At 70.1% G+C, this 19,433-nt stretch carries 18 protein-coding genes; 10 read left to right on the forward strand and 8 right to left on the reverse strand.

The annotated features are described in order from the left end of the window. The first annotated feature begins 214 nt into the window (after positions 1–214). Together FOH10_RS35200 and FOH10_RS10230 are read left to right on the forward strand one after the other, a co-directional pair. Entirely contained in the window at positions 215–2,026 is a 1,812-nt protein-coding gene (locus FOH10_RS35200; RefSeq protein ID WP_221937950.1) for a PDR/VanB family oxidoreductase, read from the forward strand. Positions 2,027–2,048: 22 nt separating this feature from the next. After that, a complete protein-coding gene (locus FOH10_RS10230; protein WP_244961851.1) occupies positions 2,049–2,639 on the forward strand; it encodes a PadR family transcriptional regulator in 591 nt (196 codons plus the stop codon). A 15-nt stretch (positions 2,640–2,654) separates the two neighbouring features. Here the strand turns inward: FOH10_RS10230 and FOH10_RS10235 are convergent, their stop codons facing one another. Further along, positions 2,655–3,245, reverse strand: a complete 591-nt coding sequence (locus FOH10_RS10235) for a hypothetical protein (protein ID WP_143980521.1) — start codon at positions 3,243–3,245, stop codon at positions 2,655–2,657. 76 nt (positions 3,246–3,321) lie between these two features. Here FOH10_RS10235 and FOH10_RS10240 point away from each other — a divergent pair, with 76 nt between their 5' ends. After that, entirely contained in the window at positions 3,322–3,915 is a 594-nt protein-coding gene (locus FOH10_RS10240; protein ID WP_143980522.1) for a TetR/AcrR family transcriptional regulator, read from the forward strand. Positions 3,916–4,129: 214 nt separating this feature from the next. Here FOH10_RS10240 and FOH10_RS10245 read toward each other — a convergent pair whose 3' ends face one another. Together FOH10_RS10245 and FOH10_RS10250 are read right to left on the reverse strand one after the other, a co-directional pair. Further along, positions 4,130–5,302: a Cmx/CmrA family chloramphenicol efflux MFS transporter gene (locus tag FOH10_RS10245; RefSeq protein ID WP_143980523.1), complete on the reverse strand. Its 1,173-nt coding sequence runs from the start codon at positions 5,300–5,302 to the stop codon at positions 4,130–4,132. Between the two features lie 354 nt (positions 5,303–5,656). Continuing rightward, positions 5,657–5,917, reverse strand: coding sequence for a hypothetical protein (locus FOH10_RS10250; protein ID WP_143980524.1), 261 nt, complete (start codon positions 5,915–5,917; stop codon positions 5,657–5,659). A gap of 229 nt (positions 5,918–6,146) precedes the next feature. On the opposite strand from FOH10_RS10250, the gene FOH10_RS10255 reads away from it, so the two are divergent. The 4 genes from FOH10_RS10255 (at position 6,147) to FOH10_RS10270 (ending at position 11,840) form a co-directional block, all read left to right on the forward strand. Next, positions 6,147–6,713, forward strand: a complete 567-nt coding sequence (locus tag FOH10_RS10255; RefSeq protein ID WP_143980525.1) for a hypothetical protein — start codon at positions 6,147–6,149, stop codon at positions 6,711–6,713. Between the two features lie 86 nt (positions 6,714–6,799). After that, positions 6,800–8,935: a glycosyl hydrolase family 65 domain-containing protein gene (locus tag FOH10_RS10260; RefSeq protein ID WP_143980526.1), complete on the forward strand. Its 2,136-nt coding sequence runs from the start codon at positions 6,800–6,802 to the stop codon at positions 8,933–8,935. Continuing rightward, positions 8,932–9,633 carry a universal stress protein gene (locus FOH10_RS10265; RefSeq protein WP_143980527.1) on the forward strand — a complete coding sequence of 234 codons (702 nt, stop codon included), beginning with the start codon at positions 8,932–8,934 and terminating at the stop codon, positions 9,631–9,633. Before FOH10_RS10260 ends, FOH10_RS10265 begins: the two co-directional genes overlap by 4 nt. Before the next feature lie 104 nt (positions 9,634–9,737). Next, positions 9,738–11,840 (forward strand): AMP-binding protein, encoded by a 2,103-nt coding sequence (locus FOH10_RS10270; RefSeq protein ID WP_143980528.1) that lies wholly within the window; start codon positions 9,738–9,740, stop codon positions 11,838–11,840. Positions 11,841–11,984: 144 nt separating this feature from the next. Here the strand turns inward: FOH10_RS10270 and FOH10_RS10275 are convergent, their stop codons facing one another. The 3 genes from FOH10_RS10275 to FOH10_RS10285 are packed head-to-tail and all read right to left on the reverse strand — an operon-like array spanning position 11,985 to position 13,607. Continuing rightward, entirely contained in the window at positions 11,985–12,644 is a 660-nt protein-coding gene (locus FOH10_RS10275; RefSeq protein WP_143980529.1) for an NAD(P)H-binding protein, read from the reverse strand. A 49-nt stretch (positions 12,645–12,693) separates the two neighbouring features. After that, positions 12,694–13,026 (reverse strand): transcriptional regulator, encoded by a 333-nt coding sequence (locus FOH10_RS10280; protein ID WP_039817432.1) that lies wholly within the window; start codon positions 13,024–13,026, stop codon positions 12,694–12,696. Beyond that, the gene (locus FOH10_RS10285) at positions 13,023–13,607 is read right to left on the reverse strand and encodes a hypothetical protein (RefSeq protein ID WP_143980530.1); all 585 of its coding nucleotides are present in this window, start codon (positions 13,605–13,607) and stop codon (positions 13,023–13,025) included. The genes FOH10_RS10280 and FOH10_RS10285 overlap by 4 nt, the downstream gene beginning before the upstream one ends. A 199-nt stretch (positions 13,608–13,806) precedes the next feature. Between FOH10_RS10285 and FOH10_RS10290 the strand changes: the two genes are divergently transcribed. Beyond that, positions 13,807–14,748 (forward strand): alpha/beta hydrolase, encoded by a 942-nt coding sequence (locus tag FOH10_RS10290; protein ID WP_143980531.1) that lies wholly within the window; start codon positions 13,807–13,809, stop codon positions 14,746–14,748. Here FOH10_RS10290 and FOH10_RS10295 read toward each other — a convergent pair. Then, positions 14,640–15,245: a TetR/AcrR family transcriptional regulator gene (locus FOH10_RS10295; protein WP_143980532.1), complete on the reverse strand. Its 606-nt coding sequence runs from the start codon at positions 15,243–15,245 to the stop codon at positions 14,640–14,642. The two genes, FOH10_RS10290 and FOH10_RS10295, sit on opposite strands and share 109 nt — an antisense overlap. Before the next feature lie 194 nt (positions 15,246–15,439). Between FOH10_RS10295 and FOH10_RS10300 the strand changes: the two genes are divergently transcribed. After that, positions 15,440–16,423 carry an acyl-ACP desaturase gene (locus FOH10_RS10300; RefSeq protein WP_143980533.1) on the forward strand — a complete coding sequence of 328 codons (984 nt, stop codon included), beginning with the start codon at positions 15,440–15,442 and terminating at the stop codon, positions 16,421–16,423. 114 nt (positions 16,424–16,537) lie between these two features. On the opposite strand, the gene FOH10_RS34760 is transcribed toward FOH10_RS10300, so the two are convergent. Next, positions 16,538–17,614: a CSLREA domain-containing protein gene (locus FOH10_RS34760; RefSeq protein ID WP_186000782.1), complete on the reverse strand. Its 1,077-nt coding sequence runs from the start codon at positions 17,612–17,614 to the stop codon at positions 16,538–16,540. Between the two features lie 186 nt (positions 17,615–17,800). Here FOH10_RS34760 and FOH10_RS34765 point away from each other — a divergent pair, with 186 nt between their 5' ends. Beyond that, the gene (locus tag FOH10_RS34765; protein ID WP_186000783.1) at positions 17,801–19,432 is read left to right on the forward strand and encodes a VOC family protein; all 1,632 of its coding nucleotides are present in this window, start codon (positions 17,801–17,803) and stop codon (positions 19,430–19,432) included. The last annotated feature ends 1 nt before the right edge of the window (position 19,433 follow it).

Genomic DNA, 19,433 nt, shown 5'->3' on the forward strand with positions numbered 1-19,433 from the left:
ACTCACCCGCTTTCTTCGCAGGCCGGGACGGTCGAGGGTTGCCGATCCGTAGCCATTCGCCGAGCCGGGAGCGATCTCGCGCATCGATAGCTCATGGCTATTCCGGATTGATCGCCATGGGGGTGTGAAGTCAGGGAGATCCCGGATGTGGCACGCGATCGTCGCTCGCATACTCGAATAGTCGATATCGACTGATCCAGGAACGAGGTACCCGATGTCGGTCGGAACATCCACCGGGCCCCGCACCGCGACCGCAGCGCGGCCCGCCCGTGCGCTGCTGATCGCCTTCTGCTGCGCCGCCCTGCTCGCGCTGGCGGTGCCGCCGGTCTTCCCGCCCTACCTGCCGACGGTGCATCGCCCGCTGTGGGTGGTGCTCGCCGTGCTGAGCGCGGGGCTGGCGCTGTGGCTCACCGTGCGGCCCGCGCCGCCGCGGCCGGTGACGCTCGCGCTCGGCTGGTCGCTGGTGGTCCTCGCGCTGGCGCAGGCATTCGCGGTGGGCGATCTGATCGCCATGTTCGGCACCTGGCTGGTGGTGCCCGCGCTGGCGCTGCTGGCGGGGCGGGTGCGCCCGCGCACCCGCAAGGCGCTGGTAGCCGCGCACGTGATCGCCGCGGCGTGCTGGGTCGGTGTCGCGGTGGCGATCTCGGCCATGGCCTTCGTCGCACTGACGGCGGCCGATATCGACACCAGCCGGGTGGCCTACGAATTGATGGCCGCCTTCGACATCACCCTGCTGCCCTGGTGCAATTTCGCCACCTTCCTCACCGGCCTCGCCCTGGGGATCACCACGCCGTGGGGTGTGATCCGGTACTACTGGCTGGCGGCCAAACTCGTGATCGCGGTCGCGATCCTGGTGATGGCGTTCGGATTCCTGCACAACGCCCTGGAGACCGCGGCGGCGCAGGCCGCGGTGCTGGCCGATACCGGCGGCACCCCGGCGGATCTCACCGCGGCCGCCGATGTGGCGCTGTGGGGTTTCGCCGCGTCGGCCGTGAGTCTGATCGGCGCGGTGCTGCTGTCGCTGTACAAGCCGGGCGGCACCACGCGGTGGGGTCGAAAGTCGGTGACGGGCAAGCGAGTTCGGCAACCTGCGCACGCGGCCGTGGTGGCCGGTACCCGGATGGTCGCGGACGGCACCGTCGACCTCACGCTGCGCGCCGCGGATGACGACGGCCTGCCGCCCTGGGAGCCCGGCGCGCATATCGACGTGGTGCTGCCGTCGGGGCGGGTGCGGCAGTTCTCGCTGCACGGCGACCCCGCCGACACCGGGTGCTACCGCATCGCGGTGCTCAAGGAGCCGCGAGGCCGGGGCGGTTCGCTCGAGATCCACCACCTTCGTGTCGGCGACCGCGTCGGAATCCGTGGTCCGCGCAACAACTTTCCGCTCGTCGACGCTCCGTCCTATCTGTTCGTCGCGGGTGGTATCGGGATCACCCCCTTCCTGCCCATGATCCGGCACGTGCAGGCCCGGGGCGCGGACTGGCGTCTGGTGTATCGCGGCCGATCCCTGTCGACCATGGCCTTCGCGCCGGAGTTGCGGAACCGGTACCCGGAGCGGGTGACACTGCTGCCCGCCGACACCCGGGCTCGCCCGGATATCGCGGCACTGCTGCGGGACACCGCGCCCGGCGTCGCGGTGTACTGCTGCGGCCCCACCGAACTGCTCGACGCCGTCACCGCGACCATGGCGGCGGCCTGCCCGCACGGCTCACTCCACCTGGAGCGCTTCGCGGCCAGTGCGCGCGACGGCGTCGAGAACTCGGCCTTCGACGCCGAACTGCGCCGCACGGGAGTGGTGGTGCGGGTGCCGGAGGATCGGACGCTGCTCTCGGTCCTGCGGGATGTCGATCCGGCGGTCGACCTGTCGTGTGAGGACGGCGTCTGCGGCAGCTGCGTCACCCGGGTGCTGGCCGGACGGCCGGACCATCGCGACGATGTGCTGGGCCCGGGCGAACGCCAGCGCACCGATATCATCTACCCCTGCGTATCGCGAGCGCACGGGCAGCGCATCGTGCTCGACATCTAGGACGGGCGAGAGGAGGTACCGGGTGGCGAACCGGGATCCGCTGCGCAACTGGCTCGCCCTGACCGTGCTCGCGTACCTCCTCGAAAGGCCCATGCATCCTTATGAATTGGGCAAACTGCTGAAGGATCGCAATGCCGCCCGCAGTATGGACTACAAGCACGCCTCGGTGTACATGGTCGTCGAACAGCTGGTTCGCGCCGGCTATGTCGAAGCCCAGCGCACCGAACGGCAGGGCCAGCGGCCCGAACGCACCGTCTACCGGCACACCGAGGCCGGGCGGGTCGCACTGCGGGAGCGGATGCGGGAGCTGGTGGCCGTGCCCGCCAAGGAGTATTCGCATTTCCAGGCCGCGCTCTCGCTGATCGTCGTGCTGCCGCCGGACGAGCTCCCCGACCTCCTCGACCGTCGCCGTCGCGCGCTGAACGACGCGGCCGCCGAACTGCGAACGATCGTGCGGGCGGCCGAGGACGTCGATCCCATCTTTCTCATCGAGTGCGACTACCGCCTGGAACTCATCGAGGCCGAACTCCGCTTCATCACCCGCTTCGGCGAGCACCTGCGCCGCGACTCCCGTTCGCTGGGCGAGTTCTGGCACGATCTGCACGAACGCTGACGGTGTCGCGCGGGTTCAGGCGTTGCTGCCGACCCGATCTCGATCGGTCGGTTCCCGGTGTCCGCGCCCGGATTCCCACAGTGGTCCGAAGACGAACCACAGCCCGGCGACCACCCAGACGCGGCCGATCCACCATATGAGGGTCTGATCCTGCTCCGGCGAGGCGATGAACAGGACGAGGAGCCCCAGGGTCGCGGAGCTGATGGTCGCGGCGTTCACCACCCGCAGCCACTCCTGCCAGAGGTATCGGCGGCGGGCCGGGCCGGATTTCGGTGCCCGCACCGGAGGCGGGCCGCCCGCGAAGCGGTGGGCGAAGCGGGCGTCGGCCCAGCGCACCAGCGTCGGACCGAAGGCCACCGAGAAACCGAGGTAGACACCGGCCAGCCCGTGGGTGGCATCGGCGACCGCGCCGCGATGCAGATCGATGGCGGTGGCGACCACCAGCACCACGTCCAGCAGCGGAATGCCCAGCAGCACAGCGGTGCTCAGCCGCCGCAGGCGCGCGAGATAGCGCAGTGCCAAGCCCAGCCCGAGTAGCACCCACAGGCCGACCTCGCAGGCCAGGATGACTCCGGCGATGGGGTGTTCCCCCAGTAGTTCGAACATCGCGCGACCCCTCGTATTAGCTCAATTGTGCTAGAACAGGACTCCAATCTAGCACAGTTGAGCTAATATGGAATCCGTGCCGAAGACCATCGACCAGAACCAGCGCAGAGCCGAGGTGGCCGCCGCCGTCTGGCGGCTCATCGTGGACAGCGGCGTCAGTGCCGTATCCCTGCGCACGGTCGCCGCGGAGGCGGGCATCGTGCTCGGATCGCTGCGGCACAGCTTCCCGACCAAGGCCGATCTGCTCGCCTACTCGATGGAGTTGGTTCACACCAACGCCGAGCGGCGGGTGCGCGCCCACACGGGCGTGACCGACCCCGTGGACATGGTCACCGCCATGCTGCTCGAACTGCTGCCCGCCGACGACACGCGCCGCACCGAGATGCGCGTCAATGTCGCGCTCATCGCCGAATCCCCGGCCCATCCGCGTCTCGCCGAACTCGCCGAGCGATCCCAGCGCGCCATCGCCGCCCTCTGCCGCCAGCTGTGCCACCACCTCGCCGAGACCGGCCACCTGCACACCACCCGCGACCCCGCCACCGAGGCCGCCCGCCTGCACGCGTACATCGACGGCATCGCCCTGCACGAACTCGTCACCCCCACCGACGCCGCACGCATCGAAGCCACCGTGCGCGCCTACCTGAAAGACCTTGCGGGACCGAGCCGTTGACTTGTCGAGCCATTGACGCGTGAAGCTGCTGACGCGCGAAGCTACTGACGTCCGGAGTTGCTGACGCGGGGAGCCGCTGGTGTCCCGAACCAGCGGCTCCCCGCGGAGTCGATGACTCCGCGGTGTCGCGAGAGGGCGAACCGCCGACGCCTCCGTGCCGTCGGCATCCGGGTGATACGGATGGACGCGGACGGATGTCGACGGACAGCGGCGCTCAGCGTGGCGCGGTGGACACCTCCGCCGCGGTGTCGCGGCGACCGAGTACGAGCACGCTCGCGGCGATGGCGACGAGCAGCGCGCCGCACCACAGCGCCGCCACCGGTCGCCGCGTGGCGTCCACGAGCATTCCGGCGGCCACCGGACCGAGTACCGCACCGAGATTGAAGGCGGTGGTCGCCAGCGCACCCGCGATACGGGGCGCGGCCGGTGCGGCCGTCCCCACGATCGTGGCGATCAGCGTCGATCCGACGCCGAAGGCGAGCGCGCCCGCCACCGCCGCCATGACCGTCAGCCCGATGAGCGTATGCGCGGTCAGAGCGGTGACCGCCCAGACCGCGACGAGCGCGCCGGTGCCGCCGGTGACGATCCGGTCGCGGTACCGGTCGCTGTACCGCCCCGCGACCGTCACCCCGGCGAAGGAGCCGACGCCGAACAACGCCAGCACCACCGGCACCCAGTACGGATCCACACCGATATCGGCGGTGATGGCGCCGAGATAGGTGAAGGCGGCGAAGGTCGCGGCATTGACCAGGATCGCGATCAGCCCGGCACGGACCACCCGGCGGTCGGCGACCACCGCCCACTCGCGTCGCACCGCCGTTCGCGGTGCGGCCGATTCGTCGCCGCCACGCGGAACGAGCGCCCACACCGGCATCAGCAGCAGCGCGCTGACGGCCGCGACGGCCCAGAAGGCGGACCGCCATCCCCACAGCTGTCCGAGCAGCGTCCCCGCGGGCACCCCGACAATGCAGGCCACCGTCACCCCCGAGACCACGACCGCGGTCGCCCGACCCACCAGCGCCGGACCGACCCAGCGTGGCAGTGCGGCCAGCACGATCGCCAGGAATCCGGCGTTCGCGATCGCGGCGAACACCCGGGTCGCCAGCAGTACTCCGAAATCCGTTGTCGTAGCGCCGATCACGTGGACGGCGCCGAACAGGCCGAGGAATGCGGTGACCGCGATCCCGACCGGCAGGCGGCTCGCCACCATGGCCATGGTGGGCGCACCGAGCACCATTCCCGCGGCGAACAGCGAGGTGAGCAACCCGGCGGCGCCGAGTGAGACCCCGAGATCCGTCGCGATGCGGGGCAGCAGCCCCGACAGCATGAACTCCGACGTTCCCTGCGCGAAGACCGCGGCGGCGAGAACGTACACCACGAAGGGCATGAGAGAAGACTCCCCGTATTCGAGGCGCGTCGCGTGGACGGCGCCTGAGATGGTTGTGGAACAACACATCCGGCGTCGCGAGACGGCCGTGTTCACCGGTCGCGCACGGGACCGGTGGAGCTGCGCTCGCTACGCCGACCGACCCGTGGGCCGGTCGGCTATCGTTCGGACGCCTCCGGGGAATTCACGTCGCACACCGTAACAACTCGGGTGCGGCGCACCAACCGATTTGTGATCCGCGCCCTGGAGAGCATCCAGGACGCGGTCGATGCCGCCCGGTCCGGCGGCAAGCGGGTGTCGCTACCGCGTCCGTGCTGTGCGGAACGAGTCGCCGGTCGCGGTAACGGTTTCGGGTCAGTGCTCGGCGGATTCGGCGGTGTCGCCGAACTCCTCCAGCGTGGCCAGTTGGAGGTGGATGTAGGCCGCGATGCGGTGGCGGGCGGAGGCGGGCAGGCGCTGTGCGTCCGCCGCGGTGAAGACCAAGTAAGCGAAACGGTCGGCATCCAGCTCGCCCGGATCGGGGGTGCCGGGGACGACACCCAGGTGGGGGCGGGTGGTGGACGCGGCGTGGTCTGGTTCGTCGGGATCCGCCGCGGCCAGAGCGGTGCGCACCATGGTCCGACACTAACCCCGGGACGGGGCGGGGGCCATGGGGGAGTGAACGGTTGGCGCGGGTGCGCCACGGCCGGTGGTGGACGACACATCGGCGCCTGGTTACCGAGAGGCAACATTCGTGGGGGCGGGGGCGATAGAGCTGAAGAGACGGTCGGCACCCCGGTCGCCTCGCCGGTCGGGGCGGACGTCGGCGTTCATCCCGGCGCGTCCCCCTGCCAGAGGAGCACCCATGGATTCGAAGGTCTGGACCAGCTGGACAGCGATCGCCGCACTGTCGGTCGCCGTACCCTATTCGATCGCGAACGCGGTGGTGGACGGCTGGTTGCGACATCCGGATCCCGGTACGCTCCAGGTGCTCACCGCCCCGCTGCACGGCCTGGCCGCGGTCGCGCTCTGCCCGCCGTGGTGGCTGGGGGTGGGCTGCGTGCTTGCCGCGCGGGCCGTGCCCGCCCGACTGTTGTGGAGCGCGGCCGCTCCGGTCGGTGCACTGCTGTCCGCCGGGATTGCGGTGTGGTTCAAGCAGATCGGATTCTCCGGTGCCTCCGCGTGGCTGGTCGGCGCGCTGATTGCGCTGTGCTGCTTGATATTTCAGTTCAGCACACTGCGGTACCCGTATACCATGCCGCCTGCCGGGGTGGCGGAGCGACCGCCCAGCAAGCCCGCGGTGGTGCAGCGCCCTGCCAACCCGCCACTCCCGCAGCGGTTCTGCGATGCCACGCCGTTCATCGACCGGCGTACGCATCGGCCCACCTACCGCCCACTGGCCACCCGCGGCCCCTACCGCGCACTGTCGTAACCAGGGGGTGGCACCGGGCGACCGGGTGGCGGATCGTAGAGGTATGGCCCGCTTCGGGGCAGGAAAGACGAGGGAGATGAACGACAATGGGGTTGTTCGACATAGCTCCGGACGCGACACCCGACGACGATGCCGTCGAGCGCGCCCATGATCCGCGGCGATGGACGGTACCGCAGCAGGCGAACCGCCCGGAGGTCGCCGATGCCGCGGTATTCACCGTCGCCGAGGGCGGTATCGCGGCGCGCGGCGCGCCGGAGGATGCCGATATCGACGCGGCGCCCGGCATTCTCGCCCAGGGGGTGTACGCGGGAACCGGTCCCGAGCAGCATCTGCTGGAGGGGCCGCGCTGGACGGTCCTCGGCGTCGACCCTCCGGTAGCGGGCGGTCGGCGCTACCTCGACCTGTATGCTGGCGTCCTGCACCACAGCGAAACCGGAGGGGGACAGGACTTTCACAGCCTCCGCTTCGCGTGTGCCGACCGGCCCGGCCTGCATGTGCTGCGCGCCGAGGCGGACGCCGGGCGGCTGGACCCCGGCCCACCGCTGCATCCACCGCCGCCGGAACCCGGGGTGCGGCATACCGAACTCGCCGCGGTCTCCCCGCATCTGGGCGCCGAAACACGCTGTCTGCGAGTCGAATCCGATGACACCGGCGGTGGGATCGCCGCGGCGGCCTCCCAGCGGCTCACCGCGGCCGACGGCACCGCGCGCCTGGACCGCATCACCGCCTGCGCCACCGATGCCGACGGCGGCGGCGCGAGCCGCGCCCTGCGCGAGCTGCGCCACGCCTGGGAGGCGGGGGTGGACGAGCTGCTCGCGCAGCACCGCCGGGTGTGGGCGCGGCGCTGGTCCGCCGTCGGCATCGAACTGCCCGACGATCCGGAAGTCGAACTGGGCGTGCGCTTCGCGCTCTTCCAACTCTGGAACAACGCGGGCGCGCACGGCGAATCCGCGGTGGGCGCGCGCGGCATCTCCGGTTCCGGCTATCGCGGCCACGTGTTCTGGGACGCCGACGCCTTCGTGCTGCCCGCCATGGCGAGTATCGATCCCGCCGCCGCCGAGGCCATGATCGCCTACCGGCTGCGGCGGCTGCCGGGCGCGCGTGCCCGCGCTCGCGCCGACGGCCGCGTCGGTGCGCGCTTCCCCTGGGAGTCGGCCGCCGACGGCTTCGACGTCACCCCGCGCAGCGGATTCCTCGGCGGCACCGAGGTTCCCATTCTCACCGGCGACCTCGAGGAGCACATCACCGCCGATGTGGCCTGGGCGGTGGATCATTTCGCCGAATGGTGCGGGCGTCCCGATTTCGCGCACACCACCGCGCGTGAGTTGCTCACCGAGACCGCCGCCTACTGGGCCGCGCGGGTGCGGGTGGACGCGGACGGTCGCGGCCACATCGACCGCGTGATCGGCCCGGACGAGTACCACGAAACGGTCGACGACAACGCCTACACCAATGTCATGGCTCGCTGGAATCTGCGTCGTGCCGCCCGCCTGCATCCCCGGAACGCCGAGGAGGCAGCGGAATTCGCGCGCTGGCGGGAGCTGGCCGAGCACATCGTGGACCAGGCGCACCCGGACGGCCGCTACGAGCAGTTCGCCGGATACTTCGAGCTGGAACCGCTCACCATGGCCGACGTCGGCGCCCGGCCGCCGGTGGCGGTGGACGTCCTGCTCGGGCAGCGTCGGGTGACGGGCTCGCAGTTGATCAAACAGCCCGACGCGCTGATGCTGCACCACCTGGTGCCCGAGGAGACCGTGCCCGGTTCGCTGCCGGTCAACCTCGACTTCTACGGTCCGCGTACCGCGCACGGCTCCTCGCTGTCACCCGCCGCCATGGCCGCGCTGCTGGCACGCGCCGGACGTGCCGACGCCGCGCTGGAGATGCTGCGCGCGGCACTGCGGCTCGATCTCGACGATCGCACCGGCAGCACCGCGGTGGGCCTGCACATGGCCACCGTGGCCGGAGTCTGGCAGGCGATGCTGACCGGCTTCGCCGGGGTCCGGGTGCGCGACGGCGTGCTGCGGGTGCGGCCGGTGCTGCCGGACCGCTGGCCGCGGCTGCGGCTGGCCTTCCACTGCCTGGGCCGCCGCATCCGGCTCGACATCTCCCACACCGGCGTCGGCGTGCACAGCGACGGCCCGGTGACCGTGGCGGTCGGCGACCGCGCCGCACACCCCGTCGTCGGCGCGGCCTGGTGGCCCACCGATGAGGAGACCCCATGACCGATATCCTGGTCCGGCCCGCACCCACCACCGAGGTGATCGCGGCCGACCTGGCCCGATCCCTGCGACTGGGCACCCGGTACACGCCGAAGGACGCCTCGGACGCCGAATTCCTCGACGCCCTGGACGATCCCGACGTGCTGATGGGCGTCGTCGGATTCGACGACGTCTGGTGGCTGCTCCAACACGCGCGCGATCCCCTGGTTCTGGTCCCCGCCGTGGTGACACCGCGGCCCGGCGGCACGCCCGGCGCCATCGAACGCGTGCTGCTGCCGCTCGACGGCACCGAGGAGGCGGCGCGGGCAGTGTCGGAGACCGCTCGGCTGTTCCACACCGCCGGAATCGAACTCGTCCTGCTGCACGTGTTCGACGCACGCACCGTACCGGCGTGCTGGGATCAGGCCGCGCACGCCCGCGAAGCCTGGGAGGCGGAATTCCGGGCACGGTTCTGCGCCCCCTTGGTACCGCATTTGTGCCCCGAGATCACCCTGTGCAGCGGTGCACCCGGCGAACATGTGGTCGAGGTGGCGGCGCGGGAGGCCGATCTGGTCGTCCTGGGCTGGTCGCGGCGTCTGGCCCCCGATCACGCCCGCACCGTGCGCGCGGCGGTCGACGCGGCGGCGGTCCCGGTGATGGTGATCCCCGTGCGGGCCCGATTGTGCTCGGTCATAAGCGATTCGGCCGCGACTGGTGAATAGACCGGGAACCGCTGCATTCCACTCCCCGCCGCCGTGCGGATCGGTAGAACGGAGCGATCCCGACCGGATTGGTGTGCGCGGGCCCGGCAAGGAGTGGCGCTGCGGTGGTGACCGATGTCTTCGATGCGGCCGCTGAGATAGCGATTCCGAGGCATGCGCTGTGGGCGCTGCTGCTCGAACCCGAGACCTATCCACGCGTCTACCCCGGGATCGGGGCATGCGAACAGGTGGGCGTGGTCGAGGGAAATCCGCTGGTGCTCTTTCGCATCGGCACCCCGGACACCGGTATCGCCATCCTCGAGGTGCGGGTGCGGGCGGGCCGCGCGGGCGAGAGCCTGGAATTGCAGTGTCCGGCCCGCGGCAGCTTCGTGACCGTGCGGATGGTCGGCGACGACGCGCGCACGCGGGTGACGGTGACCTGCTTCGCCGTCGGGCGGCTGCATCCCCGGCTGGCGGAGTTGCCGAAATCCGCGGTGGTGCGCTGGATTCGAACCGGATTGGAGCGCGCCGCCGATATCGTGCGAGGGAAGGCGACCTCGGTCGCGGTCAATGGTGAGGACTCGCGGGTACGGCGGGCGGTCGGGGTGGCCCGGCAGATGCTCGAGACCGGTGTGGTGGGCCCGAGCCGTCCCGACCTGGTGGTCCGGCAACTGCGCGGACTGGCGCGCTGGGGGTTCAATCTCGCGGGCGCCTACGCCGCCGGAGCCGCCCGCGCGCCCCATCGCGTCGCCGTGGTGGACGGGCACGGCAGCCGCACCTACGCCGAGATCGACCGGCGCAGTGACGCATTGGCCCACGCCATGGGCGCGCTCGGGCTGCGTTTCGGCGACGCGCTCGGCCTGCTCGCGCGCAATCACGCGGGGATGGTCGAAACCATGGTCGCCGCCGGGAAACTCGGCGTGGACACGGTGCTGCTCAATGCCGGACTGTCGGCGCGGCGGATCGAGGAGATCGTGCAGCGCGACCGGCTCTCGGCCCTGTTCGTCGACGGTGAGCTGGAATCGCTGGTCGGCTATCTGCACGAGGGCATCCCCCGGGTGACGACGGACGGCGACCGGCCCACGGCCGGGCGGCTCACCATCGATGATCTGATCGAATTGGGGGCGAAGGGGTTTCGCAAACCGCCGCAGCCCGGTCGGCTGGTGGTGCTCACCTCCGGCACCACCGGCGCGCCCAAGGGCGCGCGGCGACCGAACGCACGGGGTTTCGGCGCCCTCGCCGCCCTGCTCTCGCGCATTCCGCTGCGGATGAACGACACCATGCTCATACCGGCCCCGCTGTTCCACACCTGGGGGCTGTCCGGACTGCAACTCGGCGCGGCGCTGCGGGCCACCGTGGTGCTGCCCGCGCGGTTCGACGCGGAGGACACCCTGCGCCTCGTCGCCGAGCACCGGGTCACCACCCTGCTGGTGGTGCCGACCATGGCGCAGCGACTGCTCGACCTGCCGACCGCGGTGCGGGCGCGCTACGACACCTCCAGCCTGCGCGTCGTGGCCAGTTGCGGTGCGCCGCTGGCGGGTTCGACGGTGCTGCGCTTCCTGGACACCTTCGGCGACATCCTCTACAACATCTACGGTTCGACCGAGGTGTCGTGGGCGACCATCGCCACGCCGGAGGATCTGCGCATCTCTCCCATGACGGCCGGGCGACCGCCGCTGGGCACGAAGATCGCGGTACTGGGTGACGATCGGCGGCCGGTGCCGGTGGGCGTCACCGGCCGCATCTTCGTCGGCAACCAGATGCTGTTCGACGGCTATGTCAATGCCGTGCCACCCGAGGAGAACGACGGACTGCTGGATACGGGCGATCTCGGCTATCTGGATGTGAGCGGGCGGCTGTTCATCGCGGGCCGGGAGGACGAGATGATCATCTCCGGCGGGGAGAACGTCTTCCCGCGTCCGGTGGAGGAGGCGCTCGCCCAGCTGCCCCAGGTCAACGAGGTCGCGGTGGTGGGCGTGCCCGATCCGGACTTCGGACAGCGCCTGGCGGCGTTCGTGGTGCGCAATGCCGGGGCCGGGCTGGACTCGGAGATGGTGCGCCGCTACCTGCGCCACCGTCTCGGCCGCGTCTCGGTACCGCGCGATGTGGCCTTCCTCGACGGTCTGCCGCGCGGGGAGACGGGCAAGGTGCTCAAACGTCTGCTGATCACACCGGAGGAGGGTGACGTCGCGGCGGCATCCGGCGAGGCGATCCGGCTCGGAGAATGACGTGCGGCGGCCGGGCAGCACCCCCACGGCGCTGGGTTATCGCGATGCCGACGTGCTCAGACGCTCACCCGCCGAACCGGCGCTGGCGACTCACGGCGTCGAGCGTGGGCAATCCCGGCATCCGAGAGGGGGTGTCGTGTGGGCCTAGGGCGTCGCGGTCACCAGGCGGGCCACGGCCTCGTCCACCGGGGTCTGTCCGCCGGTGAGTTCGACGAGCATCCGGTCCAGGCGTGGTTCGTGCAGGGCGGCGGCGAGGAAGGCGGCCACGTCGTCGCGACGCACGCTGCCGTACTCGATGGCGAGCCCGGCGTTGACCCGGCCGGTGCCGGGATAGTCGATGAGCGTGCCCGGGCGGACGATGAGCCAGTTCAGGTCGGTGCGGGTCAGATAGGCGTCGGCGATCTTCTTGACCCGCATGTAGTGCTCGAAACCCTCGGTGGTTTCCCGATTTCGCCCCGCCTCCGGGAATACCGAGACCAGCACGAATCGCGACACCCCGGCCAGCGCCGCGGCATCGGCGGCCTTCTCCAGGCCCTTGCCGTCGATGGCGGTGGTCTGATCCATGCCGGTGCCGTGCGCCCCCGCCGAGAACACCACGGCATCGTGCCCGGCCAGCTTCTTCGCCAATTCGTCGACGGAATCGTGGATGAGATCCCCCGGCACCGGCACGGCGCCGGATTCCCGCACGGTCTCGACCTGTTCGGGATTGCGATACATGCCGCTGACCTCGTCGCCGCGGTCGGTCAGCAGCCGCGCGAGCCGCCGTCCGACACCCCCGGCCGCACCGATCTGGAAAACCTTCATATCCCGATCATGCCTGTGGCCGTGCGGCGGAGACCAGTCGGCCACGCGCCTACGACGCATCCTGCTCGGGCGCCGGCTGTTCGGTGGCCTCGATGAGGGCGCGCAGGGTGGCGAGTTCGGCATCCAGGGCGTCGCGGCCCGCGGCGGTGATGGCGAGCCAGGTCTTGGGTCGACCGCGGCCGGTGACCCGGTTGCCCGTGATCAGCCCGGCCTGTTCGAGCACCTTCAGATGCCGGTTCAGATTGCCGTCGGTGAGGCGCAGATTGTCCCGCAGCACACCGAATTCCATGGAGACACCGGAGCGCAACAGAGCCAGGATGCCGAGCCGGGTGCGCTGGTGCACGACATCGTCGAGGTCGAGCGAGGGGTGCGGGTCGCTCATGCGGCGGTACCGGCGTCGGTGCGGACCAGTTCCACCATGGCGGCCAGCGCGGCGGTGACACCGACCACCAGGGCGAGCAGCGCGTACCCGTGCTCGGGTTCGGTGATGCCGACGATGACCGCGACCGCGATGCTGGCCAGGGCGACCGCGGCCGTGGTGAGCGACCGCAGTGCCGCCGCGAAGACGGCGAGTCCGACGCCGACGGCCAGCCAGGGGGCCACCAGCGCCCACTCACCCCGGTAGAACCAGCCGAGCAGTTGCGTGGATACCAGCAGACCCAGTGCGGCCAGTATGACGATGCCGCCCCGCAGATCCGGGAGCTGCACTCGGCGGGTGGAGAAGTACCAGCCGCAGGCGAGCGCGGCGGCGAGGGAGACGACGATCCAGTACCAGCCCATGGCGTTCGTGCCCTCGAACAGGATGGCGGCCGGTACCGACGCGAGGGTGGTGACGGCGATGCACAGCATGGGGAACCACATGGGGGCGGCCAGCTTCCAGCCGCGTCGGGTGAGGTGTTCCATATCGTCCACCAGTTGCCGGGCCTGCTCGGAACCGGGATTACTTTGTGATGCAGAGTTCATATATTCACTTTGCGCCGCAAAGCTACGTCGGTCAAGGCGTGGTGAGGCCCCTTGACGCGGTGGCGTCCGGAAAACTGAGCAGCATCCGGCCTCCCGTCCGGAAGGATGGAAAAAGCGCAGGTCAGCGTGATTTCGCTGGCTTCCACGCAGCGGCGGAACGCGAGTTGTCGCCCGCCGTCGCACCGATGACGCTGGAGGTATGGACTTCGAGCGATACGCCCACTTCCTCCCCGCCGACTACCGCCGCGAACCCCTGCCGCCGCCGACCTCCACCTGGTGGTCCTGGCGCGGTCGCCGCGTGCACATCGCCCGGGCGGACGCGCCCGAATCGCCCGCCCGCGCCCTGGTGATCCACGGCGCGGGCGGCTACTCGGCCGCGCTGTGGCCGCTGACGGCGCTGGCCGCACGGGCCGGGATCGAGGTGCTGTCCCCGGATCTGCCGCTCTACGGCGACACCGTCGAACCCGATCCGGCCGGGGCGCGCTACGGCGACTGGGTGGAGTTGCTGTGTGATCTCGTCGCCGCCGAACGGGATCGCGACGAGCGCCCGCTGCTGCTGTTCGGCGCGAGTATGGGCGGCATGCTGGCCTACGAGGTCGCGGCGCGCACCGGGAGGATCGCCCATGTGGTCGCCACCTGTCTGCTCGACCCCGCCGATCCGGCGGCGCGGCGGGCGGCCGCGCGCATCGGTGCCACGGCCGCGCTCGCGCCGGTGCTGCGAGCGCTCGACCCGCTCCTCGGACGGGTGCGCGTCCCCATTCGCTGGCTGGTCGATATGCGGGCGATGAGTCTGAATCCGGAACTGTCGCGGCTGTGCGCCACCGATCCGCGGGGCGGCGGCGTCCACATCCCGCTCGGATTCCTCGCCAGCTTCCTGACTTTCGCGCACACCCCGCCGGAACGCTATACGGCCGCGCCGGTCACCCTCGTGCACCCGGCCGCCGACCGGTGGACGCCGCCGGAATTGAGCCTGCGCTTCCTCCGCCGAATCGCCGCACCCACCGAGGCGGTGCTGCTCACCAACTGCGGCCACTACCCGATCGAGGAACCCGGCCTGACCGAACTCGCGGGCGCGCTGCGCTCCGTGCTCGCGGCCGTCACCGGATCGGGTACCAACAGTTCGGCGAAACGCACCAGTTGATCGGTGTCGATCGCGTGCCGGGTGAGCACCCGGTGCAGATGCGCGTCGACCGCGTGCACCAGCGTCCGGGCCGCCAGTTCGACATCCTCGCCACCGCGCCCGCACCGTTCCAGGTGGTAGGCGACCTCATCGACCAGATGGTCCTCGAACGCGCGCAGCGCCGCCACCTCCTCCGGCAGCCGCGGCGCGAGCCGGTGCAGCAGGCCGTGCAGCGCCGGGCGATCGCGGTGCAGGTCGGCCACCGCGTCCAGCATGGCGTACAGGGTCTCGGGGAACGGCGGCCGCTCGGCGCGCAGCCGCCGGAACACCGCACCCAGGCGGCGTCCGCCCTCCTCGACGTGCGCGTGCGCCAGCGCGCGCAGGATGGCGTGTTTGTTCGGAAAGTATTGGTACACCGTGCCGATCGACACCCCGGCCCGGTCGGCGATGCGATTGGTGGTCGCCGCCAGCCCCTCCCGGGAGAACAGCTGCGCGGCGGCCTCCAGCACCACCGCCACGGTCTCCCGAGACCGGCGCTGGCGTGGCTGTTTTCGCGGTGTGTCGATGCTTCGAGCATAGCCGTCGGGGCGGTGATGACATTAGCCGATCTTGGACGGGACGTTCGTCCCTACCGGCGCCTCGGCCGTCCTGGTGGTGTGGGCGATTCAGGCCGCGAATCGACGCGGCCCCGAACCGGTTCGAGGAGTGCGGTGTGCGCGCATTGACGCAGCGAGAGATCTTGACCGAGTTGGAACCCGTGGCCGGGGAGTGCGTGAACCGGCATTTGAAGATGTCCAAGGACTGGCATCCGCATGATTACGTGCCCTGGGACGAGGGCCGCAATTTCGCGATGCTGGATGGCGTGGACTGGGAGCCGGGGCAATCCCGGCTCAGCGACGTGGCCAAGGCGGCGCTGGTCACCAATCTGCTGACCGAGGACAATCTGCCGTCCTACCACCGCGAGATCGCCGAGAACTTCTCGCAGGACGGGGCCTGGGGGACCTGGGTGGGGCGCTGGACCGCGGAGGAGCAGCGGCACAGCGTCGTCCTGCGCGACTATCTGGTGGTGACCCGCGGCGTCGATCCCGTGGCGCTGGAGCACGACCGCATGACGCATATGACCAACGGATTCGGCGCCCCGGCCGCCGCCCTCGACGACGGTCTGGGGTTCCTGCACTCGGTGGCCTACGTCAGCTTTCAGGAACTCGCCACCCGGGTGAGCCACCGCAATACCGCGCGGGTGTGCGACGACCCCGTCGCCGACCGCATGCTGCAGCGCATCGCGGCCGACGAGAACCTACACATGATCTTCTACCGCACCATGTGCGGCGCGGCCCTGGATCTGGTGCCGGATCAGGCCATGCAGGCCATCGACACCATTGTCGAGAACTTCCGCATGCCGGGCGCGGGGATGCCCAACTTCCGCCGCAACGGCGTCCTCATGGCCAAACACGGCGTCTACGATCTGCGCCAGCATCTGGAAGAGGTGCTCATGCCCGTGGTGCGGCAGTGGAACATCTTCGACCGCAACGACTTCGGTGCGCGCGGTGAACAGGCGCGGGAGCGGCTGGCGGCCTTCCTGGAGGACCTGGAGACCGTCAAGATCCCCCGATTCGAGGAGCAGCGCGATCGGGCGCTGGCGCGGGAACAGGCACGAAGCGCGTCACCCGCCGATCCGGTCCGCTCGTCACGATGAGCCCGCCGTGGCCCCCGAGACGAGGATGGACACGATCCAGGTGAAACCCTGGCCCAGTGCGGTCATCCAGTCGCCGACATTGAACGAACCCATGGCGGATTCCCTCCGTTCTCGTCAGGGATGGACCTCGTCGCCCGCCGCGGTGAGATCGCAGGAGTCGTCATTGCTGCGATTGGCACCCGTGGAGATGATGACGGCGAAGACCTTCTTGCAATTCTGCTCACCCATACCCGCGGTGTTGTACGCAATGGTCGAACCGCGCAGGATGAGCCTGCCCATTCCGGGATTCACCGCATCGGTGAATTGGTAGGGCAGCGTGTCGAGATAGGCGGGGGCGATATTGATCCCCCCGCCTCCGTCGGACGCGGTATTACCGGTCACCGTGGTGTCGATGAGTACCACCTCACCGACCCCGCGAATATCGAGACCGCCGCCGCGCCCGGCGAATCCGCCGATGCGATACCAGCTGCGATGCGGATTGACGACATGATTGTCGGTAATGGCCGAGCGGGTGAAGACGCAGGTGTTGTCGCAGCGGACGCCGCCCGCCTCGCCCGCGGAATTGCCGGTGACAATGCTGTCGGTCATCCGCATATCGGCCACCGGGATATTGAAGATGCCGCCGCCGTAGTCGGCGGCATTGCCGGTGACGAGCACCCGGTCCAGGCGCAGCCTGCCGGAGTTGGCGATACCGCCGCCGCCGGTTTCGAAGAACGGTATCTCGTGCTGGGCGGCGCTGCCCCCGGTGACGGTCAGATCGCTGATCGACACGGTGGCGGTGGTGAGCATGACCCGGTCGATGTGCGCGGCATCGATGACGGTGCGGTCGCGGCCCGCGCCGACCAGGGTGGTGTCGGCGGTGATATCGAGATCGCCGGTGGTCGGATCGATGAACGGGCCGTTGACATTCCACGGATTCGGCGGCACGGTCAGCACATAGCGGCCCTCCGGAATGTGAATGGTGCTGCCCGGCCGCACATTCGCGGCCTGGACGGCGGCCCGCAGCGTGCATTCCCCTGCGTCCGTGCGGCACTGCCCGTCGAAGGGATTCGCCGCCGGTGCGTCCGCCGTGGTGGATACGGTGAATACGGCCGGGCCCGCCGAACCGGAGTCGGCCGCGGCGTACGGCGAGGCGGTGCACAGGGCGAGGAGAATTCCGGTGAGGACGCTGGATATTGTGGAGATCTTCATACGCACAACCACTCTCGCATCGGTGTCCTCCGGTGTAGCAGAAGGCGTTCGGGCGGCGAGGTAGAACGATCGGATTACTGTCGAGTGCACAACGGCGGCGGAGAAATCCTGGCAGATTGCCGGATGGACGGTTTTCGAACCGAACTGGCAGGGTATGGGCAATTCCTGTGCCGAATCCGGAGTGTCATGATCAGCAACGAACACACCCGCCGCAGCACCGCCCGCATGGCGGCTCCGCTGGTCGCCCTGCTCGCCTGTGTCGCGGCTGCGACGGGAATCGCTCAGGCACAACCGGATTCGATGACCTGGTATGTGCGCGCGGGTGCCGCGCCCGGCGGGTCGGGGGAGGCGGGCGCACCCTTCGAGAGCCTGGCCCGGGCCGCAGCGGCCTCCCGCGCGGGCGACACCATCGTGATCCAGCCCGCGGCCGCGGCCCTGGACGGCGGCATCGCGCTCAAACCCGGGCAGCGGCTCGTGGGCGGGGGAGCGGAGGTCATCGGTGCGCCCGACGGGGCCGAACTGCCACGGCTCACCAATACCACCGGTGACAACGACGGAGACGCGGTGCGGCTGGCCCCGGGAGTCCAGGTCCGCAATCTGGTCATCGACGGCGCACAACGCGGCGGCATCTACGGGCACGATGCCGCGGACGCCGTGATCAGCGGTAATCGGGTCACCGGAACCAACCGGCGGTGCGCCGACGGCTTCATGATCGGGCCGTTCACCCTGCCGCCCGGCATCGCGGTGGGCGTGGCGGCGGATCCGCTGCCGGAGTTCATCATCCTCAACAACGGCTGGGCGGCCATCATGGCCGACTTCTCCGCGGCGACCGGCACCATCCGGATCGAAGGAAATATCGTGCACGACACCGCCTGTGGCGACGGTATCGATATCCGCGCACACGGCACCAGCGTGGTCGACGCCCGGTTGCGCGACAACGCCATCCGGGATATCAACCTCGGACTGGCCAAACTGTCGGTCCTCGCCCTCGGGCTCCAGGCCGGTGACACCGCGCGCCTGACCGCCGACCTGGTGGGCAACCAGCAGATCGGCGTCGCCCCGCTGTCGTCGCCGCTCAATCACCTGGCCGACAGCGAAGGGCTGTTCATCAACCCCATGGGCCGAGCCGTCATGGATGTCACGGTGGACCGCAACGAGTTCCGGGACGGTCACGGCAATTTCTCCGCCAACGGTCTGGAGTACGTCACCACCAACGGCACCCCGCAGAGCCGGGTGACGGTCAGCAACAGCACCTTCGAGCATGTGCGCGGCGACATCATCGAGAGCTACAACCTCAGCACCGAGGGGGCGCGGCAGTCGCTGACCCTGAACAATGTCAGCGCCTTCCACTCCACCTTCCCGGCGGCGGTGCTCAATCCGGTGATTCCGGCCAACCTCGGCAGCTGCCTGGTGACGACGAATTTCGGCCGCACCGGCAGCACCCACCTCGAGGTCGCCGACTCGCGCTTCGGCGATTGCAGCGCCGACGGCATCGGGCTCATCAGCTATACGCCCACCGGCCCGGAACCCGCGACGGCGCGGCTCACCTTCGACATCCGGGACACGACGGTCACCGGCGCGGCGGCCAACGGGCTGGCGATCGTCAATGTCGGCGACACCGACGTGATGCGCGGGAGCATCGACCGCACCTCGGTCTCCGGGGTGCGGGGTAAGCTCATCGACTCCCGCAACACGGGTGTGATCGGCAGTGTCGCCATGGAATTCGGCACCGGCACCCTGGACGGTGCGGCGGTGAGCTGCCTCGCCGCCGACCATCCGAGGGTCGAACTGTCCGCCTTCGCGGCGACCTGCCGGTGAG

This window comes from Nocardia otitidiscaviarum (assembly GCF_007362295.1).
Taxonomy (GTDB): Bacteria; Actinomycetota; Actinomycetes; order Mycobacteriales; family Mycobacteriaceae; genus Nocardia; species Nocardia otitidiscaviarum.

Bases quoted from the DNA above. Each gene is read 5' to 3' on its own strand.
- FOH10_RS10250 (WP_143980524.1), bottom strand. From the start codon at position 5,917: ATGGTGCGCACCGCTCTGGCCGCGGCGGATCCCGACGAACCAGACCAC.
- FOH10_RS10285 (WP_143980530.1), bottom strand. From the start codon at position 13,607: ATGAACTCTGCATCACAAAGTAATCCCGGTTCCGAGCAGGCCCGGCAA.
- FOH10_RS10255 (WP_143980525.1), top strand. From the start codon at position 6,147: ATGGATTCGAAGGTCTGGACCAGCTGGACAGCGATCGCCGCACTGTCG.
- FOH10_RS34765 (WP_186000783.1), top strand. From the start codon at position 17,801: ATGATCAGCAACGAACACACCCGCCGCAGCACCGCCCGCATGGCGGCT.
- FOH10_RS10265 (WP_143980527.1), top strand. From the start codon at position 8,932: ATGACCGATATCCTGGTCCGGCCCGCACCCACCACCGAGGTGATCGCG.
- FOH10_RS10235 (WP_143980521.1), bottom strand. From the start codon at position 3,245: ATGTTCGAACTACTGGGGGAACACCCCATCGCCGGAGTCATCCTGGCC.
- FOH10_RS10290 (WP_143980531.1), top strand. From the start codon at position 13,807: ATGGACTTCGAGCGATACGCCCACTTCCTCCCCGCCGACTACCGCCGC.
- FOH10_RS10280 (WP_039817432.1), bottom strand. From the start codon at position 13,026: ATGAGCGACCCGCACCCCTCGCTCGACCTCGACGATGTCGTGCACCAG.
- FOH10_RS35200 (WP_221937950.1), top strand. From the start codon at position 215: ATGTCGGTCGGAACATCCACCGGGCCCCGCACCGCGACCGCAGCGCGG.
- FOH10_RS10260 (WP_143980526.1), top strand. From the start codon at position 6,800: ATGGGGTTGTTCGACATAGCTCCGGACGCGACACCCGACGACGATGCC.
- FOH10_RS10275 (WP_143980529.1), bottom strand. From the start codon at position 12,644: ATGAAGGTTTTCCAGATCGGTGCGGCCGGGGGTGTCGGACGGCGGCTC.
- FOH10_RS10245 (WP_143980523.1), bottom strand. From the start codon at position 5,302: ATGCCCTTCGTGGTGTACGTTCTCGCCGCCGCGGTCTTCGCGCAGGGA.
- FOH10_RS34760 (WP_186000782.1), bottom strand. From the start codon at position 17,614: ATGAAGATCTCCACAATATCCAGCGTCCTCACCGGAATTCTCCTCGCC.